Here is a 17,008-nt window from a genome sequence, read left to right on the forward strand (position 1 = left end):
ACAATATATAGACTAACGACTAGGTTAATTTACTATATACCAGTGTTTGTTGGAGGTCAGACCCTTTTAAAGTCACCCTCGTTCTTTAAATCTCAAATTGCTTAACATGTAAGGATTGGTAGAAGCCGCGCTCGTTAAGTAGTTCATGATGTGTTCCTTGTTCGATAATTTCTCCATCTTTAATGACGATAATTTTGTCTGCTTTTTCGATTGTTTTTAAGCGGTGTGCGATAACAAAGCTTGTTTTGCCTTTTGTTAAGTTTGATAGTCCTTTTTGAATTTGCACCTCTGTTCTTGTATCAATATTTGAAGTTGCTTCATCTAAAATAAGAATGTCAGCATCAGCTAAAATAGCCCTAGCGATCGATAGTAATTGCTTTTGGCCCTGGCTTAAATTTGCCCCGCCGGCTGTAATTTCTGTTTGATATTGCTTTGGCATATACTTAATAAATTGATGTGCAGAAGCTGTTTTCGCTGCAGAAATGACTTCCTCGTCAGTTGCATCAAGTCTGCCGTAGCGAATATTTTCCATAATTGTTCCAGAAAAGAGATACGGATCCTGAAGAACGATGCCAATCCGTCTTCGCAAATCCCGAATTCGATAATTTTTAAGATTTTCTCCATCAATTTTTATTTCCCCTGCTTGAATATCATAAAAACGAAGCAGAAGATTAATGATTGTCGTTTTTCCTGATCCCGTTGGTCCAACTAACGCAATCATATTACCTGCATCAGCGTGAAAATGAATATTCTTTAAAATCGGTTTATTCGGTTCATAACTAAAATGAACATTAGAAAATTCAATATCACCTTTAAAATGTGTTACAGATACTGCATTTTTTCGATCCTGAAGATCAGGAACCTCATCCATCGTTTCAAATACTCGTTCCGCACCAGCAAGTGCTGCTTGGATTGAGTTCAACAATGTTGACATCTGATTTATCGGTCGGGAAAATTGTCGCGAATACGTAATAAAGGATGCAATAACCCCAATTGTGACATGTCCATTCAACGCCATAATCGCTCCAACGCCGATGACTAAGCCAAGACCTATATTGCTAATAAAGTTATTTGTAGGTCCAAGAAAACCTGAAAACATATCCGCTCTCATTGCTGAATTGCGAAGACGTTCATTGACTTCATGAAATTGCGAATATGATTTTTCCTCTTTGCCAAATAGCGATATCACTTCACTACCACTTATTGCTTCCTCGATAAATCCATTTACCTCACCAACATCCTTTTGTCTTTTCGCAAAATTTTCTCTGCTTGCCGTCACAATTTTTTTCGTAACATATAGCATAAGTGGAATTGTCAGACATGATACAATCGCTAATACCCAATTTAATGAAAACATTGCGATCGTTACACCTGTAACGGTTAATATCGATGAAATGATTTGAATAACACTTTGGCTTAACGCTTGATTTAAATTTTCGATATCATTTGTAAATCTACTCATCAATTCGCCATCTTTATTTCGATCAAAGAACTGCAATGATAAGGTTTGAAGCTTTTTAAATAAGTCCTCACGTAACGTTCCTATCGTTTTGACCGACAGATTAACCATGATATAAGCCTGCAGCCATGTAAATACAGATGTAGCAAAATAAATCCCTAAAAGCAGGCCACACATTCTAATCGTTCCATCAAGATCCTTCGGAATGATGAAATGATCAATTATCACCCCAATAAAGTACGGCCCAAGCAAACTCAATAACGAGCTAATGACGACAAAAATGGAAGATAAAACAAGACCGGCTTTATGCTGCTCCATATATCGCCAAATCCTACGAAGCGTTCGTTTTGGGTTCCTTGTTTTAGCAGCCTTAGGGTGAATTCTCGCTTTCGGACCTGTTGTTTGCTGTATTTTTACTATTTGATTAGGTTGACTACTCAACAACAACTCCCCCCTTATCTGTTTGCGTATAATAAATCTCCTGATATAATTCACATGTTTCCAGCAATTGTTGATGTGTTCCTACGCCTACTAGCTGTCCATCATCGAGGACAAGAATTTTATCCGCATCGATGATGGAAGAAATTTTAGAAGCGACAACAAATAACGTCGTATCCGTAAAATCTGATTTTAATGAATGCAATATCGCTTGCTCTGAGCCAGCATCAACTGCAGAAGTAACATCGTCCAAAATAAGGAAAGAAGGTCTTCTAATTAAAGCTCTTGCAATTGATAGCCGCTGTTTTTGCCCACCAGATAAATTTGTTGCTCCTTGTGTTAAATGGTAATCAAATTGATGTTCAAGCTTTTCAATAAACTCAAAAGCAGCAGCCTGTTTAGCCGCGATAATGAAGTCTTCCTCTGTTGCTGATTCTTTTCCAAACTTTAAATTGCTTGAAATACTACCTGAAAAAAGGATTGGCTTTTGCGAAATAAACCCAATTGATGATCGTAGATTGTCTAAATGATGTTTCGAAATACTTATCCCATCTAGTAAAATATCACCTTTTTGGGGCTGATATAGCCTTGGCAGCAGCTTGATTAAGGTTGTCTTCCCGCTGCCTGTTGGACCGATAATTCCAATCTTTTCTCCTTTTTTAGCCGAAAATGAAATATTTTTTAATACATCTTCCCCATCATTCGTATACGAAAATGACACATTCCGAAATTCTACATCACCTTGTATTCTAGTGACAGACTCTATATCTTCTACTCTCTCAATTTTATTTTCAACTTCTAATATATGCTGAACCCGATCTGCAGATGGGAATGCTCTCATTAGTTGCATAAGAACTGTACTACTAGACATTAATGACATTAAAATAATATTTAAGTAGTTAATAAATGCTAGGATAACACCAACTTGAATAATCGTTTCCCCTACAGGAATGACACCGAATAAAAGCGCAACAATAATGCCACAATTTATCACAAATAATAAAATTGGCATTAATACTGTGATGACTTGGTCTGCTGTAATTGTTTTCCTCGTTAACGAATCGTTTACCTTTTTAAATAAGCTAATTTCATAGTCTTTACGCACAAAGGCTTTAATGACACGAATTCCAGCGATGCTTTCCTGCAATTTCGTATTAAGCTGATCAAGCCCCTCCTGTACTTTTTTAAACCATTGTCCTGCTTTTTTTGAGCAAATGACAATAAAACATACTAAAATCGGAATCGATACCAACAAGATCGGAAACAATTCTCTCGCTTGAAAAAAGACGATAAAAATACTTCCGATGAACAATAGCGGCCCCCTTACAAATACACGCAATGTCATCATCAAAGCATTTTGAAGCACTGCAATATCACTTGTAAGGATCGTAATTAATTTTCCCGTTCCAACAGCATCACGATTCTCACTAGAAAAATGAAGTGCACGCTTAAATACATCTCTTCTTAAATCAGTTGCTACATTTACCGCAGCCTTCGTACTGTAAATCGTACAGCTTGCACCACCAACTAAACCGATTACGGCTGCAAGCAGCATAAAAATCCCCATTTGAATCACATAAGACATGTCATCATTTGCAATTCCGTTATCAATCATTTTTTGCATAATCACAGGCTGCAATAGATCCATCGCTACCTCAAGTGCCATCAAAATCGGAGCAAGGATAACGAACAGCTTATATGGAGTTGTATATCTTAATAGTTTTTGAACAGATTTCATTCTTCTCCTCCCTCTACATCATGCTTTGACAAATTGACTAATTTTTGCCGACTATCCTCAAGAATGGAGATTAAATCATTCGCTTTTTGCGGATTTCCCATTACACTTCGCAGCGCATAATGATATTCCAATTGAAACTTCTCAAATTGTTCCTTTAATAGTGCAGCTTCCTTTGATTGCTTCCACATTAATTTAAAACGCCAATCCTCCCAAAACTGCTCCTCATCCTGAACAACATCTTTTAAATACTCTAAGCCAGTCGTATGTAAAACATATACCTTTTTATCAGCTTGCTCATGAACACCAATAAAGTCTCGATCAAGCAAATCTTGTAGAGCTGGATAAATCGTACCAGCACTTGGCGAATAATGTCCCTCACTTCTTTCCTCCAATAGCTTCATCACTTGGTAGCCATGTCTAGGCGCTTCGTTTAAAAGCTGAAGAATAGCAAGCTGAATAAGCCCCTTTCGCTTAGGAGGCTTCTTTTTCGAACCATGTTTATGATGTGAACGTTTCTCTACTAATTTTCTAATCGTTTTCATTCCCTTTTCCGTAATCATATAGAAATGATGATGATTCAACTCGAGCAAGCCTTCTTGTACAAACTCTTCAAGTAAGGACCCGGCATCAGGAAACGTTGTTAACAATTCCTCCTGATTACTCGCATTTCGACTAATATGTAGCAATATAGGCAAAATCTCCTCTTTTGAGTATGCCATGATGATATACCTCCCTTTTAATAAGCTATTACGATAAATCTTAATCGATATCATTAAAGAAAACAATACATATATCGAAATTTTTAATCGATATATATTTCTCGAAAAATTTTTTCGTTCTTATATTTCTTGCATACAAAAAACGACCCCGATTTCGAGGTCGTTTACATGTTATAAATGAAAGAAAATACCCATTAATGAATAAATAATTACAGTTGAAAATAGCACAGTCATATGAAGGAGTGAAAATAAAAACATTGATTTTGCCCATTTCTCAGAATCCATCTTCTTATAACCATAAATACTTAAAACTAGCCATGCAATTCCTAAAAGAAGTGCAACTAACATTAATCCTAAGCTTAAAGTAATAAACGGTAAGCTAAACAGAATTAAAATAACTAAATAAATATTCGTTTGAATATATGTCCGTCTTACTCCTTTAACAACAGGGAGCATCGGTACTTTTGCCGCCTTATATTCATCATGTCTTCTTATCGATATCGCATAAAAATGTGGCATTTGCCAGATTACCTGAATAACAAATAAACCGATGATGGCAGGATGAGTAATATCTGGATAAATTGCTGCCCAACCAATAAGTGGTGGCATCGCTCCAGAAATACTCCCTATCTCTGTATTATAAATCGTTCTCCTCTTACTCCACATCGTATACGGTACAACATACATAAATAAACCTAAAAATCCAAGTAATGCTGCGAGTGGAGTAGTAAAATAGAGTGCAGCTAAACCCAAAATCGACATAGCGATTCCAAGCCATAATACTGTTTTGAACTTTATCTCCCCTGTTACAGTCGGTCGACTTTTCGTTCGTTCCATAATGGCATCAATATCTCTATCATATAAGTTATTAAATGATCCAGCAGCTCCAATAATTAGAATTGATCCAATTGTTGCTAGGAGAATCTCTGGTATTTTATCAACTATACTAAAATGATATGTGTATAATGCGAGGGTTAGTCCTGCGAACATTGTAATGAGATTTGATTTGATAATACCCGTTTTTACCGTTGCTGATAAAATACTAAACATAGACTGTTCCGTCTTCTTTTCTTGATAGCTTTTTTTCATAACACTTCTATAATCCCTTTTCTATTATTAATATATATCTATTGTACCACTTATAAACGCCAATATCACAAGAGAACTCTTACTATTTTGTGTCAGTGATCTTTATCACATTAAAAAAGCGTTACCAATAAAAGCACGCTTATTCATCGGTCAGTGAAGATTGTCAGCTGCTTGGTGATGGAGCTAGACAATTATAAACAAGACTAAGTTTCTTATATCATCTTGCCATCCCCTCTTCTTCGTGAATAAGAATATATTATTGTAATGCTTCTATCGAAAAATATCAGCAAAAAAGTGCTCCACTACTGATTCATGCTTCAAAGTACGATTATAAATACAGCAACAGCTCGTTTTTCGTAACACGAAATGAGGGCTCCCCCAAATCCACCTATAGAATGGCAACACTCTTTCATTTACCATGCTAGATAGGGAGGTATGTTCCTAGAATATCATTTTCCTCAATTCTTTTTCATTCTTGTTCATTCATTAAATATCTATCATACTTATTAAACAATTATTGCTTTCTCATTGAATATCAGATATTCTATATTTTGCCAATAAATCCAAAATAGGCCTACATTTTCAACATACACCTCTAGCCCTAGAATGAGATCCTTCTAGGGTTCATTGTAACCTTATCCAGCTTCAACTAAAATGAACATTAAGATTTCGATATTCATTTAAAACTAGATTGAAAGAAGGGATATATTTGAAGAAGTTTTTGATATTCTTGTTTTTTATCGTTGGACTTTTTCTTCTTATTTTGACAAATACATCTTGGTTATCATTTGCTGGGAATAACGATGAAATTTCTGTTACAGATGATATTTCCAAGATTGATATTGATGTTTCCAGTGTTGGTACGATAATTATTCCTGAAAAACGTAATACTGTCGCGTTTGATTATAAAGGGAAAGGAAAGGTTGAACTTAAACAAAAGGGCGATACGATTAAAGTTGAATTACAATCGCGAAATTGGATTAATTTCTTCTCATTTAACAACAAAAAACTAACAATTTATATTCCTGAACAATTTGATAAAGAGCTTAACATAAAAAGTCGTTCTGGAAATGTTCAGTTTTCTGGAAAATCAAAAATGGAATTAGATAAACTTGCCATCGAAATCGGATCTGGGAATATTGAGGTACAGGACATTTCAGCAAATACATTTGAAAGTGAAGGATCCTCTGGAAATCTTGAGATCAACTCTCTGACAGCAAACAGCGGAACAGTAAAAATGAAATCAGGAAATATCGAAATTAAAGATTATACTGGTGAATTAAATAGCTCTATTACATCTGGCAGATTAGATTTACACCTAGCTGATTTGTCAAATAACCTTAGCGTGAAGGTGAATTCTGGTAATGCAACGATCGATATTCCAGATTCAGCAGATTTTCGTCTTAAAGGTGAGATTGGCAGTGGTGATATTTCCACAAATTATGCCCTCACAGAAATAAATGAAGAGAAGCATTCAATTGAAGGAAAGAGCGGCACGGGAAAACATGACATTATTCTAGACGTAAATAGTGGAAGAATTGAGTTAGAGTAAGCTATCAAAAACCATATTGTACGTCAATTAGCAAAAAAAGCGGATGAATCATAGTGTCACCCCTACGAGGGAGGCTATCTACTAGATTCTTCCGCTTTCTTTCATGTTAAATCCTGTCTTTATCCTTTTCTAGTAAGCATCTCTGTTAAACTCTATTTTAATAGACGATAGCCTTTTTTTGCTTTCCACCTTGTTTCGGATTATTCACTTGATGATGATCCTTATTAAAGAAGCGTTGTTTTACATAAGGAACAAGGAAGCGGTCACCGCCCCATATATAAGCTCCTTTTCCAACAAACAAGAGAATGATTGCTGCTGTGAATAAAATCGGATTTGTGCTTACTGTTCCTGCAAGAAGGAAGTTTAAATTCATAAATGCTCCAGCTATTAATGCTGGAATTGTCGCAACCCCAACAATTAACCCAATACCAACTAATACTTCGCCCCAAGGGATAAGAACATTAAATAGCTTAATATTCGGTAAGGCAAAGCCCTCTAAGAAATTCGCATACCATCCTTGGACTGCTGGGTTATCACCTGTTGCTTTTCCAATTGCCCCCTGAACAAATCCTCCTGCATCAAAACCATCAGCTACTTTATGCCAACCTGCCTCAATCCATTGAATCCCTAACCAAACACGTAATACTGTCCAAATAATGCTAACCTTCTCATTTTCCCACCATTTCATAATGGCTCAACTCCTTATTTTTATTTGTGAAGTATTTCACAAGATTAGGTAAAAAAGATTGGTTGATAGCATAAAATCCACCGATTTCACTTGTGAAACATTTCACATATTCTTTACACTTTTAATTTACTTCTTTTTATCTATACTTGCAATGGTTATTTTACATGTTCACAGAGAGTTCAAAATTACCTCTTCATCATGTGGTAAAGCTTATTAAAGTGGGGAAAAAAAGAGAAAAACCTTATCATAAAATAGGTCAATCTCTTTCAAAGAATAAAGCAATAATCGATTATTCATCAGCTTCCATATCGTAAACAAGCCATTCGCTCCCAGCGATTTGATTTGATGAATCAACAATTTTTTGCATTACCCGCTCAAATTCAGCTCCTTTTAAAGCAGTTGGCTGATAGTTATTTCGGTCTGTGACAGACGAAATCGAAAAAGGAACAATATTTATTTCCTTTTTATCTGTCACCTTTCCATTTTCCAAATAAAAGGTTTGCTGAAATACGTACGTATCCTTATCACTTGGGTTTCGATTCCCGCCAAACATAAAGTTTCCAAGACTATAAACAATAAATCTACCATTATATTCTTCTATTCCTTGAATAACATGAGGATGATGCCCAATGATTAAGTCAGCCCCGCTATCGATTGTATATTTTGCTAATGACCTTTGAACTTCGTTTGGTACATATTGTCTTTCAATCCCCCAATGATAATGGACAAGAACAATTTGTGCCCCCCTGTCTCTTAATAGCTTAATATTTGTTTCAACTTTATTACGCAGTTCTTTTGTATCATCCCAACCTTCAAATCCTATTGCACCAATTTTTACCCCGTTAATCTCCTCAAGATAAACATGATCGTAGCCAAAGTAACCGACACTATATTGCTTTAATGTAGCAATCGTATCATCGTAGCCTTTTTGTAAATAATCATATATATGATTATTGGCGAGATTAACTGCATCAATCCCACCTAAGGTCAAAATTTTCGCGTAGGAAGGATCTCCTTTAAAACGAAATGTTTTATTTGCCTTTTGCGTTGCATTTGTTAATGTCGTTTCTAAATTAACTGTAGTTAAGTCATCTTTGCGAAAGATGTCCAGTCCTTTGGTAAAGTAGGACAAGTCATTTTTTGTCGCTTCATCAACAAATGAACCGCTGTATTGAAAGGTTTCATCTGTTCCAAGAGTAAAATCTCCTGCTGCACTTATTTTGATTTGAGCTTTATCAATTTGCTCTTGAACTTCTCCAACAGGTATAGCTTCTTTAGGCTTCTTTATCTCTTCTTCTGTTATGGGATTTTCTGGTGTTTTATTTTGTTTATTGCTACTATTATCCTCAACAGGCTTTGTTGCAACTTCTTCCTGTTTTCCAAATTGGCTATACATTACTCCCCCGAATAGAATGAGAAAACAAACTAGTAAACTTTGCAAAAGCGTTTTTTTTGCTCTCCGCCTTTTACGCTTGACTCTTGATCTCCTCAGTTCATTTTCTTGATTCACCCAATGCTCCCACCCTTTTCTTATGCCATAACATAGTTTAATACTTATGTAACTAAAAAATTACTAGTTTTGTTGCAAAAAATACGAGAATCTCTATTAAAAGCTATAATAAATTCTCACCTACTAAAAAATTCTACTAATTCATCTCCTTTTAACCGATAAAAATGTTTTTATAAAAAAGTTTTTTTGTAAATCTATGATAATAGTTAAAATAGTGTTAAGATATTAATAATTTAAATTATTTGAATTTATGAAATTTTAAAAATGGAGTGATTAAGGGTGGCAGAATTACGCAGTAATATGATTAAACAAGGATTTGACCGTGCACCACATCGAAGCTTGCTCCGTGCTGCTGGTGTTAAAGAAGAGGACTTTGGTAAACCGTTTATTGCGGTTGTGAACTCATATATTGATATTGTTCCAGGTCATGTACATTTACAGGAATTCGGAAAAATCGTGAAAGAGGCAATTCGGGAAGCCGGTGGTGTTCCATTTGAAATGAATACGATTGGTGTTGATGATGGAATTGCGATGGGACATATTGGAATGAGATACTCATTACCAAGTAGAGAAATTATTGCAGACTCAGTTGAAACGGTTGTTTCTGCACACTGGTTCGATGGAATGGTCTGTATTCCAAACTGTGACAAAATCACACCTGGAATGTTGATGGCAGCACTTCGAGTGAATATTCCAGCAATCTTTGTAAGTGGTGGACCAATGAAGGCTGGGGTTGACAAGGAAGGAAACCCTCTTGACTTAACATCAGTTTTTGAAGGTGTTGGCGCATACCAATCTGGATTAATTGATGAAGCAAGATTACAGGAAATTGAACAATTTGCATGTCCAACATGTGGATCATGCTCAGGAATGTTCACAGCAAACTCTATGAACTGTTTAGCTGAAGGACTTGGACTAGCTCTCCCTGGTAACGGAACGATTTTAGCAGTTGCTCCTGAACGTAAGGAGTTTGTTAAACGCTCTGCTAAACAACTGATGGAGCTAATTGAAAAGGATATTAAACCACGTGATATCGTAACAATTGATGCAATCGATAACGCATTTGCATTAGATATGGCAATGGGTGGATCAACAAATACGGTTCTTCATACACTTGCTTTAGCTCAAGAAGCTGAAATTGACTATTCATTAGAAAGAATTAATGAAATTGCGAAACGCACACCACATTTAGCAAAAATTGCCCCGGCATCAGATTACCATATTGAGGATGTTCATAATGCAGGTGGCGTTAGTGCGATTATTAATGAGCTTCTTAAAAAGCCAGGTACAATTAATGGTGACTGTCTAACAGTTTCTGGAAAAACATTACGTGAAAATGTTGCTGGTGCAGAGATTTTAGACGAAAATGTCATTCGTCCTTTAAGTAATCCACATTCAGAGGAAGGTGGTCTTTCTGTACTATTTGGTAACCTCGCGCCACACGGTTCAATCATTAAAGTTGGTGCAGTTGATCCAGAGGTTGGCGGCTATCATCGTGGACCTGCAATTTGCTTTGATTCACAAGAGGAAGCTCTCTCTGGAATCATTACAGGCAAAGTAAAAGAAGGGCATGTTGTAGTTATTCGCTATGAAGGTCCTAAAGGTGGTCCTGGAATGCCAGAAATGCTTGCCCCAACTTCACAAATTGTTGGACGTGGTCTTGGAGCGAAGGTCGGCTTAATCACTGATGGACGTTTCTCAGGAGCATCACGTGGTATTTCAATCGGTCACATCTCACCGGAAGCAGCAGAAGGCGGTCCAATTGCGTTTGTTGAAGATGGTGACATTATCGAGCTTGACTTAAAGAAACGGACAATCCAGCTTGAAATCTCGGATGAAGAATTTGCGAAACGACGTGCAAACTGGAAAGGCTTTGAGCCAAAAGTGAAAAAAGGCTACTTAGCTCGTTATTCTAAGCTTGTTACATCTGCTAGTACTGGCGGAGTCATGAAAATTTAATTACTTTTTCCGTTTTAACCTGGCAACATCCTTAATGAGGAGGTTGCCAGGTTTTTTCTTGGAAATTTCCCTTCAATTTATTTTCCTCCAATAACATCTACAACATAATTTTCAGCAGAAATAGTCATCCTATAATTACACATTAACGATCATATTTAGGAAGTAGGAGCTATATTGAACGGGAAAATTATCGAAGTAGTGGATAAAAAACTAAAGGATCGCATTGAAAAAGAAATAAACGGAATGACGTTTACAAAAAACTTCCGCTCCCCTACTGCAGAGGAATGGTATCTCTTCCTGCCAAGCTTTCACGATCCGGTTACTGGCGGTGCAGCTGGGAAGGCAATTATTCATTATAACCTTTACGATACAAAGCATATTTTCATTAATCCAACGATCATTTTTGATGACCCTGAATTACATGATCGCAAATTACACGGACTTGTCTATGCAATTGCAGACGAAATCGTCAATCGGCTTGTCGGTTATGCTGATACATTATTGTCCGTTCATTCAGGGGCGAATTCATACAATGCAGAATATAAACAATAACGAATAGGTAGTGAATCCAATGAGCAAGCAACTTATGAAAGCAATTAATGAATACGCTATACCACTCCATACTCATAATGATGTTTCATTCCTCCTCAACGAAATCGATGATGAAACATTTGTTTTACTTGGTGAATCCTCCCATGGAACATCAGAATTCTATCAAATCCGTTCAGAGCTTTCCAAAAGGCTCATAGTAGAAAAGGGATTTACGTTTATCGCTGTTGAGGGCGATTGGCCTGCATGTTTGCAAATAAACCGTTACATTAAAGGCTATGACAAGCATATAAAAAGTGCAAGGGACGCTCTAAAAAAGGTTAATCGTTGGCCAACATGGATGTGGGCAAATGAAGAAATGCTTGAGCTGATTGAATGGCTAAAAAAGTATAACAGCAAGCAACCAGAGAATAAAAAAGTTGGTTTTTATGGAATTGATATTTACTCATTATGGGAATCGATGGATGAAATAATCCATCATCTAGAAAAATCCAACTCACAAATGCTAAACGCTGCAAAGGAAGCATTTGCTTGTTTTGAACCATTCAATCGGAGACCAGAGAAATACGGGGTCGCAGCAGCATTTTACGGTGAAACATGCCATGAAGAAGTAATAAGGCTTTTGACTGAGCTTCGCCTCAACAAGCATGAATTCGCTAATAATGAAGAAGACAGTTTAAATATTGAAATCAATGCACTTATAACAGCAAATGCAGAGAATTACTACAGGACAATGGTTACAGATGACAATGGGTCATGGAATATTCGTGACAAGCATATGGTACAAGTTATTGAAAAAATATCACAATTTTACGTTGAGCATGCAAAGGGAATTATTTGGGAGCATAATACACATGTTGGTGATGCCCGTGCAACGGATATGGCGGATGAAGGCATCATAAACGTAGGACAAATCATGAGAGAGCAATTTGGTGAAGCTGCACTATTTATTGTTGGCTTTGGAACGAATTTTGGTACAGTTATCGCCGCAGACCAGTGGGGAGTAAATTATGAACGAATGGATGTTCCAAAAGCAAAATCTCGGAGCTGGGAGGATTTAATGGGTAAGGCAGGTCCGCACGACAAGCTATTATTTTTCAATCAAAAAAATCGCGAGCTTTTTTCTGAAACAATTGGTCATAGAGCAATTGGGGTTGTTTATAATCCCAATTATGAGCATTTAGGCAATTATGTACCTTCGAGCATGTCGAACCGTTACGATGCTTTCATTTATATCCATCAAACAAATGCCCTAACACCTCTTGAGGTTGAAGCTGTTTATTTATAGCTAATTGTATATTCCCGAACAAAAAAACGAATACTTTAATTGTTAATCGTGAAAAAGGAGGAATCATAATGGATGCTAAGCGAGCACAAGAAATTTCAAATTCACCGACAATGATTAATGTTATGTATCAAGGAAATAGCGTCTACATTGAACACGTTGATCAAGAAAGAGAATTAGCAACAATTCACCCAATAAATGAGCCAAACCAAAAGCAAAGTGTTTCTGTTACGAATTTAGTTGAATTAAGTGAGTAAAAATCAACTATCATAGCTAAATAATCTAATAAAAAGAGGATAATTAGGCGGCATATTTCGCTTAACTATCCTCTTTTTTTACTTCTGACTAAGGCTAAGATATGGATTTAACTTTTTGATCATCTCATCAAGCTCAATCGATTGATTAAAGTACATTTTCTTAGCATTTTTATCCTTTGTTCTAAAAGCCATTGCTTCAATCTCAATTTGAGCGTTTCTTAAATTTGTGGAAAGCTCCTGCTTATGTTTTTCTTGTTGAACCTTAATATCATCCTTGTACAAATCAACATACACTTTTCCGTTAGAATTTATTTGTGCTAAAAAAACATCTTCAATTTTCGATGCACCTTGTTTTTTAATTTCCTCTAAAAGCCACTTCCTCGTATACCCTAAATAGTTCAAACGTTTGTCTAATAATGTTCCATCTATGATAACGAGAGATGGAGCGTGATCCTCTTCCATACTTAGCCCTAAATCTTTAGGTGTTAATGACTGGTACTCAGGCTTTTTCATAACACTTATTTGCCCATTTGTTTCTAATATGGCCATTTCAACCTCTGAAAGATTAAAGGCATCTTTTTCCCTTAAGCCATTCATTAAATCGTCATATGTCAGCTTGTGCTTAAAAAGACTTTTCTCCATTATTTTTCCGTTCTTTACTAATATTGAAGGACTGCTCTCGACAAGATCGCGAAACTTAAAGGATTTAATGGCACCATAGGCAATAATAATTGAAAATAGCGTGTAAATGACAATTCCTATCAAGCCATTTCTAATTTTCATTTCTATGTCTAGCGCTAAGGTCGAAGCCATGTCCCCGATAACAATTCCAATGACGTAATCGAAAAAGGTAAGATGTGAAATTTGCTTTTTCCCCAATATTCTTGCGAGAGAAAACAATACTAGGAATGATAAAACTGTTCTCAAAGCAACAATTAAATATTCAGGCATAATAACCTCCAGCAAGTGTTATAATTATTATCTTTCCCTATCTTAAAAAATGTAGCAATTCATTCTTCCTTGAAATTTAAGCACCTTTTGTAAGACCATAACCATTAGTGGTTTAAGCAGCATATTGTTTTGTCGGGAAATAAGCTGGATGTCATGAGCTTATCGATATCATCGGAAATTTTAAAATAATAAAAAGCACATGACGATTTGCTGTCTCTGTCATGTACTTTAAACGATCTCAAGATTTAATTGTCTCTATCCCGTGTTAAAAATGCTTCAATGCTTCTCTTCTACTCAGCGGCTTCAAGCTATGTGTAGATACAAATGACATTACAGCATCAGGATTTGTTTTTGCATACTGTCGTAAAGCCCAACCAATCGCTTTTTGCACAAAAAACTCATTGCTGTCTGCCCTACGTAAAATATAACGATAAAGTCTTTCAACATCGGTTTTATCCTTATAAAAAAGCTGATAAATAATTGCTGTTCTTTGTAACCATATATTTTCATCCTCAATCCATTTATCAGCATAGCTCGAAATAATTTCAGGATGTGCTAAAAAAATGCTTCCAATCGAATGTGGTGCCAATTCATCAACTGTATCCCACCACGATTTCTTTACTATTAAATTCGATAACCATGGGATATCCTCTGGACCTAAAGTTTTTTTACTTTTCGCTAAAAGATCGAGAGCACCCTTTTGAAATTCTCTCTCCGGCATATCCCATAGAAAATAAATAACCGCTTGTAAACAATCTTTATCAGGGAGTCCATTGTCTTTGATAAACTGTGAAGTTAACTTCCTACGAATTGGGGCTCTTATCCCTAAAAATTCAAATTGATTTCGCAAATAATTTTTTGACCACTCTGCGTACTCTTCATCTTTATGACTATCATATAATTTGATTAATGGGAGAAGATAGTTTTTTATCATTTCGTCCATCGTAGCTCATCCTTTGTATCATGTTAGATTTTTCATCAATTGTTCCAATGTCGTTTTCAAGCCAATTTCATATGGTGTCGCAACAATTTCACCGATTCGTTTTTCATATTTTTCGCCGCTTAGCGTAAAGCCATCCTCCGTAATATACATGATTTCTACGACTTCCTTCAAGACTGGATCAAATAATCCGCTAAGGCGCACCGCAGCTCTATTTAACGGGATAACTGGTTTATTATTTCCAGTTATCTCCCTTGCGATTGCAAGCAGTTCTTTTCCAGTAATTAATCCAGAGCCAGGAATATTCCAATTTTCACCGTAGGCATCATCCCTGCTAGCTACCTCTACAATCATTTTCGCAGCATCAGGTAAATAAATATATTCTCTTGGGGTGTGCAAGCTTCCAATAAATATTGAAAGCTTCCCAGATGCTAATCCTGTTAATGTTGGTTGCAGATAGGAGTTTTGTGAAGTAACCCCATAATAATCAGGCAGCCTCACAATTAATGGTTTCGCATTACTCCATTTTTTGTCAAAGATTAAATTTTCAAATTGAACACGTAATTTCCCCTTTTTCGTATGTGGTTGCTTCGGATGATTCTCATCACCTTTCGCTACTTGGTGACCATACACATATATTCCATCTACAATCACAATTTTCTTTCCTAAAGCATCAGCTGCCTTCATTACGCGTTCACCTAAAGGAAGAAGGTGCTGCTCCATCTCATGATATGGGACATTTGCACATTGAAAAATAACATCAGCATCATTTGCCGCCTCAACGATTGTTTCATATGCAAAGATATCCCCTAGCTTATACGTTAACAATGGATGATGATGATTATCGATAACCAAATGATTTAATTTCGTTTCTGATCTCCCGAATGCAGTGACTTCGATTCCTCTTGCTAATAATTCAGTGACGATAACTTGACCAGTACCACCTGTTGCTCCTAATACAATTGCCTTTTTCATATTATTCTCTCCTTTATATTTAGTGATTAATCAATAATTAATTAAGTGAAACTGTTCCTTCTTTTTATTTTCCCACTAAAGATTTAGTTAGTGATTAATCAATAACTAAATCTTTAAATAAAAAACCGAATGATGCTTCGGTCTATTTTACTTTGCTATCCATTAACTCAGGTAAATCCATGAAGTAAGAAATGTTACACAATATCCCTCTTGCTAAAAAGGTCGTTACCTCCCTCTCTGGATTGGAAATTCCTGCTTCTTTAAACCTTTCAAGCGTATAGTTTCGCAGCTTCAGCAAACTGTTTTTCGTTATTTCTCGTATCGATTCTTCTACAATCGAAAAGCTGACCACTTGTAATGAGATTTCATGAGGATGTGATATCGATAATTGTTCATATGCGTCAACCATTTTCTCAACAAGCTCTTCAGGCTTAGCATCAACCTCTTTAAACGTTTGAAGAATTCTTTCAAATGCTCGCTCAAGTGCAGCAATAAATAATTCTTCCTTTGTTTTAAAGAAACGAAAAATATACGGTTGCGATATTCCTGCTCTTTCTGCAATAAGTGCCGTTGTTGTATTGTAATAGCCATTTTCCGAAAAAACTTCAAGACCTGAATTAATAATCTCTTCCCTTCGATCTTCCTTTTTTGCTCTAACCATATAATCCCTCACTAATTAGTTATTGATTGATTACTAACATAATATATCAGCTGCCAAATAATTGCAAGGGGTTCGTTCTTTATTTTTTATTCTACCTCTGTTTTACCAAAATTCGACAGTAAACAATGATATAATGATTTGAAAATATACGTGTTATGATGAAAATCCATCAAATCAGTCGCAAGCCCTCAGCGACTTAGCTTAATAAAATAAATTGTCTCTATGAAATTCCATAAAT

General features: G+C 36.0%; 15 protein-coding genes. 5 read left to right on the forward strand and 10 right to left on the reverse strand.

Annotation, left to right across the window (positions count from 1 at the left end; genetic code table 11):
- Nucleotides 1–85: 85 nt before the first annotated feature.
- The 4 genes from HU235_RS23175 to cyoE form a co-directional block, all read right to left on the reverse strand.
- Nucleotides 86–1,879: an ABC transporter ATP-binding protein gene (locus tag HU235_RS23175; protein ID WP_307190570.1), complete on the reverse strand. Its 1,794-nt coding sequence runs from the start codon at nucleotides 1,877–1,879 to the stop codon at nucleotides 86–88.
- Between the two features lie 13 nt (nucleotides 1,880–1,892).
- Nucleotides 1,893–3,635 carry an ABC transporter ATP-binding protein gene (locus HU235_RS23180; protein ID WP_174881741.1) on the reverse strand — a complete coding sequence of 581 codons (1,743 nt, stop codon included), beginning with the start codon at nucleotides 3,633–3,635 and terminating at the stop codon, nucleotides 1,893–1,895.
- A complete protein-coding gene (locus tag HU235_RS23185; RefSeq protein ID WP_095300012.1) occupies nucleotides 3,632–4,354 on the reverse strand; it encodes a PadR family transcriptional regulator in 723 nt (240 codons plus the stop codon). Before HU235_RS23185 ends, HU235_RS23180 begins: the two co-directional genes overlap by 4 nt.
- A gap of 171 nt (nucleotides 4,355–4,525) precedes the next feature.
- On the reverse strand, nucleotides 4,526–5,443 hold the full coding sequence (gene cyoE / locus HU235_RS23190; RefSeq protein WP_095300011.1) for a heme o synthase: 918 nt from the start codon (nucleotides 5,441–5,443) through the stop codon (nucleotides 4,526–4,528).
- 709 nt (nucleotides 5,444–6,152) lie between these two features.
- Here cyoE and HU235_RS23195 point away from each other — a divergent pair.
- On the forward strand, nucleotides 6,153–6,995 hold the full coding sequence (locus tag HU235_RS23195) for a DUF4097 family beta strand repeat-containing protein (protein WP_174881742.1): 843 nt from the start codon (nucleotides 6,153–6,155) through the stop codon (nucleotides 6,993–6,995).
- Nucleotides 6,996–7,152: 157 nt separating this feature from the next.
- Here HU235_RS23195 and HU235_RS23200 read toward each other — a convergent pair whose 3' ends face one another.
- Nucleotides 7,153–7,683, reverse strand: coding sequence for a DoxX family protein (locus HU235_RS23200; RefSeq protein WP_174881743.1), 531 nt, complete (start codon nucleotides 7,681–7,683; stop codon nucleotides 7,153–7,155).
- Nucleotides 7,684–7,972: 289 nt separating this feature from the next.
- Nucleotides 7,973–9,079, reverse strand: coding sequence for a CapA family protein (locus HU235_RS23205; protein WP_174881744.1), 1,107 nt, complete (start codon nucleotides 9,077–9,079; stop codon nucleotides 7,973–7,975).
- 393 nt (nucleotides 9,080–9,472) lie between these two features.
- On the opposite strand from HU235_RS23205, the gene ilvD reads away from it, so the two are divergent.
- The 4 genes from ilvD (at nucleotide 9,473) to HU235_RS23225 (ending at nucleotide 13,243) form a co-directional block, all read left to right on the forward strand.
- Nucleotides 9,473–11,152, forward strand: coding sequence for a dihydroxy-acid dehydratase (ilvD, locus tag HU235_RS23210; protein WP_170944326.1), 1,680 nt, complete (start codon nucleotides 9,473–9,475; stop codon nucleotides 11,150–11,152).
- A 243-nt stretch (nucleotides 11,153–11,395) separates the two neighbouring features.
- Nucleotides 11,396–11,704: a hypothetical protein gene (locus HU235_RS23215; protein ID WP_370877230.1), complete on the forward strand. Its 309-nt coding sequence runs from the start codon at nucleotides 11,396–11,398 to the stop codon at nucleotides 11,702–11,704.
- Between the two features lie 19 nt (nucleotides 11,705–11,723).
- Complete coding sequence (locus HU235_RS23220; RefSeq protein ID WP_174881746.1) at nucleotides 11,724–12,989, forward strand: erythromycin esterase family protein; 1,266 nt, start codon at nucleotides 11,724–11,726, stop codon at nucleotides 12,987–12,989.
- Between the two features lie 68 nt (nucleotides 12,990–13,057).
- On the forward strand, nucleotides 13,058–13,243 hold the full coding sequence (locus HU235_RS23225; RefSeq protein WP_095300005.1) for an H-type small acid-soluble spore protein: 186 nt from the start codon (nucleotides 13,058–13,060) through the stop codon (nucleotides 13,241–13,243).
- A 78-nt stretch (nucleotides 13,244–13,321) separates the two neighbouring features.
- On the opposite strand, the gene HU235_RS23230 is transcribed toward HU235_RS23225, so the two are convergent.
- From HU235_RS23230 to HU235_RS23245, 4 genes are all read right to left on the reverse strand, one after another.
- Nucleotides 13,322–14,194 carry a DUF421 domain-containing protein gene (locus tag HU235_RS23230; RefSeq protein WP_174881747.1) on the reverse strand — a complete coding sequence of 291 codons (873 nt, stop codon included), beginning with the start codon at nucleotides 14,192–14,194 and terminating at the stop codon, nucleotides 13,322–13,324.
- A gap of 265 nt (nucleotides 14,195–14,459) precedes the next feature.
- Complete coding sequence (locus tag HU235_RS23235) at nucleotides 14,460–15,128, reverse strand: DNA alkylation repair protein (RefSeq protein WP_233452399.1); 669 nt, start codon at nucleotides 15,126–15,128, stop codon at nucleotides 14,460–14,462.
- Nucleotides 15,129–15,155: 27 nt separating this feature from the next.
- The gene (locus HU235_RS23240; RefSeq protein WP_174881749.1) at nucleotides 15,156–16,109 is read right to left on the reverse strand and encodes an NAD(P)H-binding protein; all 954 of its coding nucleotides are present in this window, start codon (nucleotides 16,107–16,109) and stop codon (nucleotides 15,156–15,158) included.
- 142 nt (nucleotides 16,110–16,251) lie between these two features.
- On the reverse strand, nucleotides 16,252–16,770 hold the full coding sequence (locus HU235_RS23245) for a TetR/AcrR family transcriptional regulator (protein WP_095300002.1): 519 nt from the start codon (nucleotides 16,768–16,770) through the stop codon (nucleotides 16,252–16,254).
- Nucleotides 16,771–17,008: the final 238 nt, after the last annotated feature.

Source organism: Metabacillus niabensis, from assembly GCF_902829255.1.
Taxonomy (GTDB): domain Bacteria; phylum Bacillota; class Bacilli; order Bacillales; family Bacillaceae; genus Metabacillus; species Metabacillus niabensis.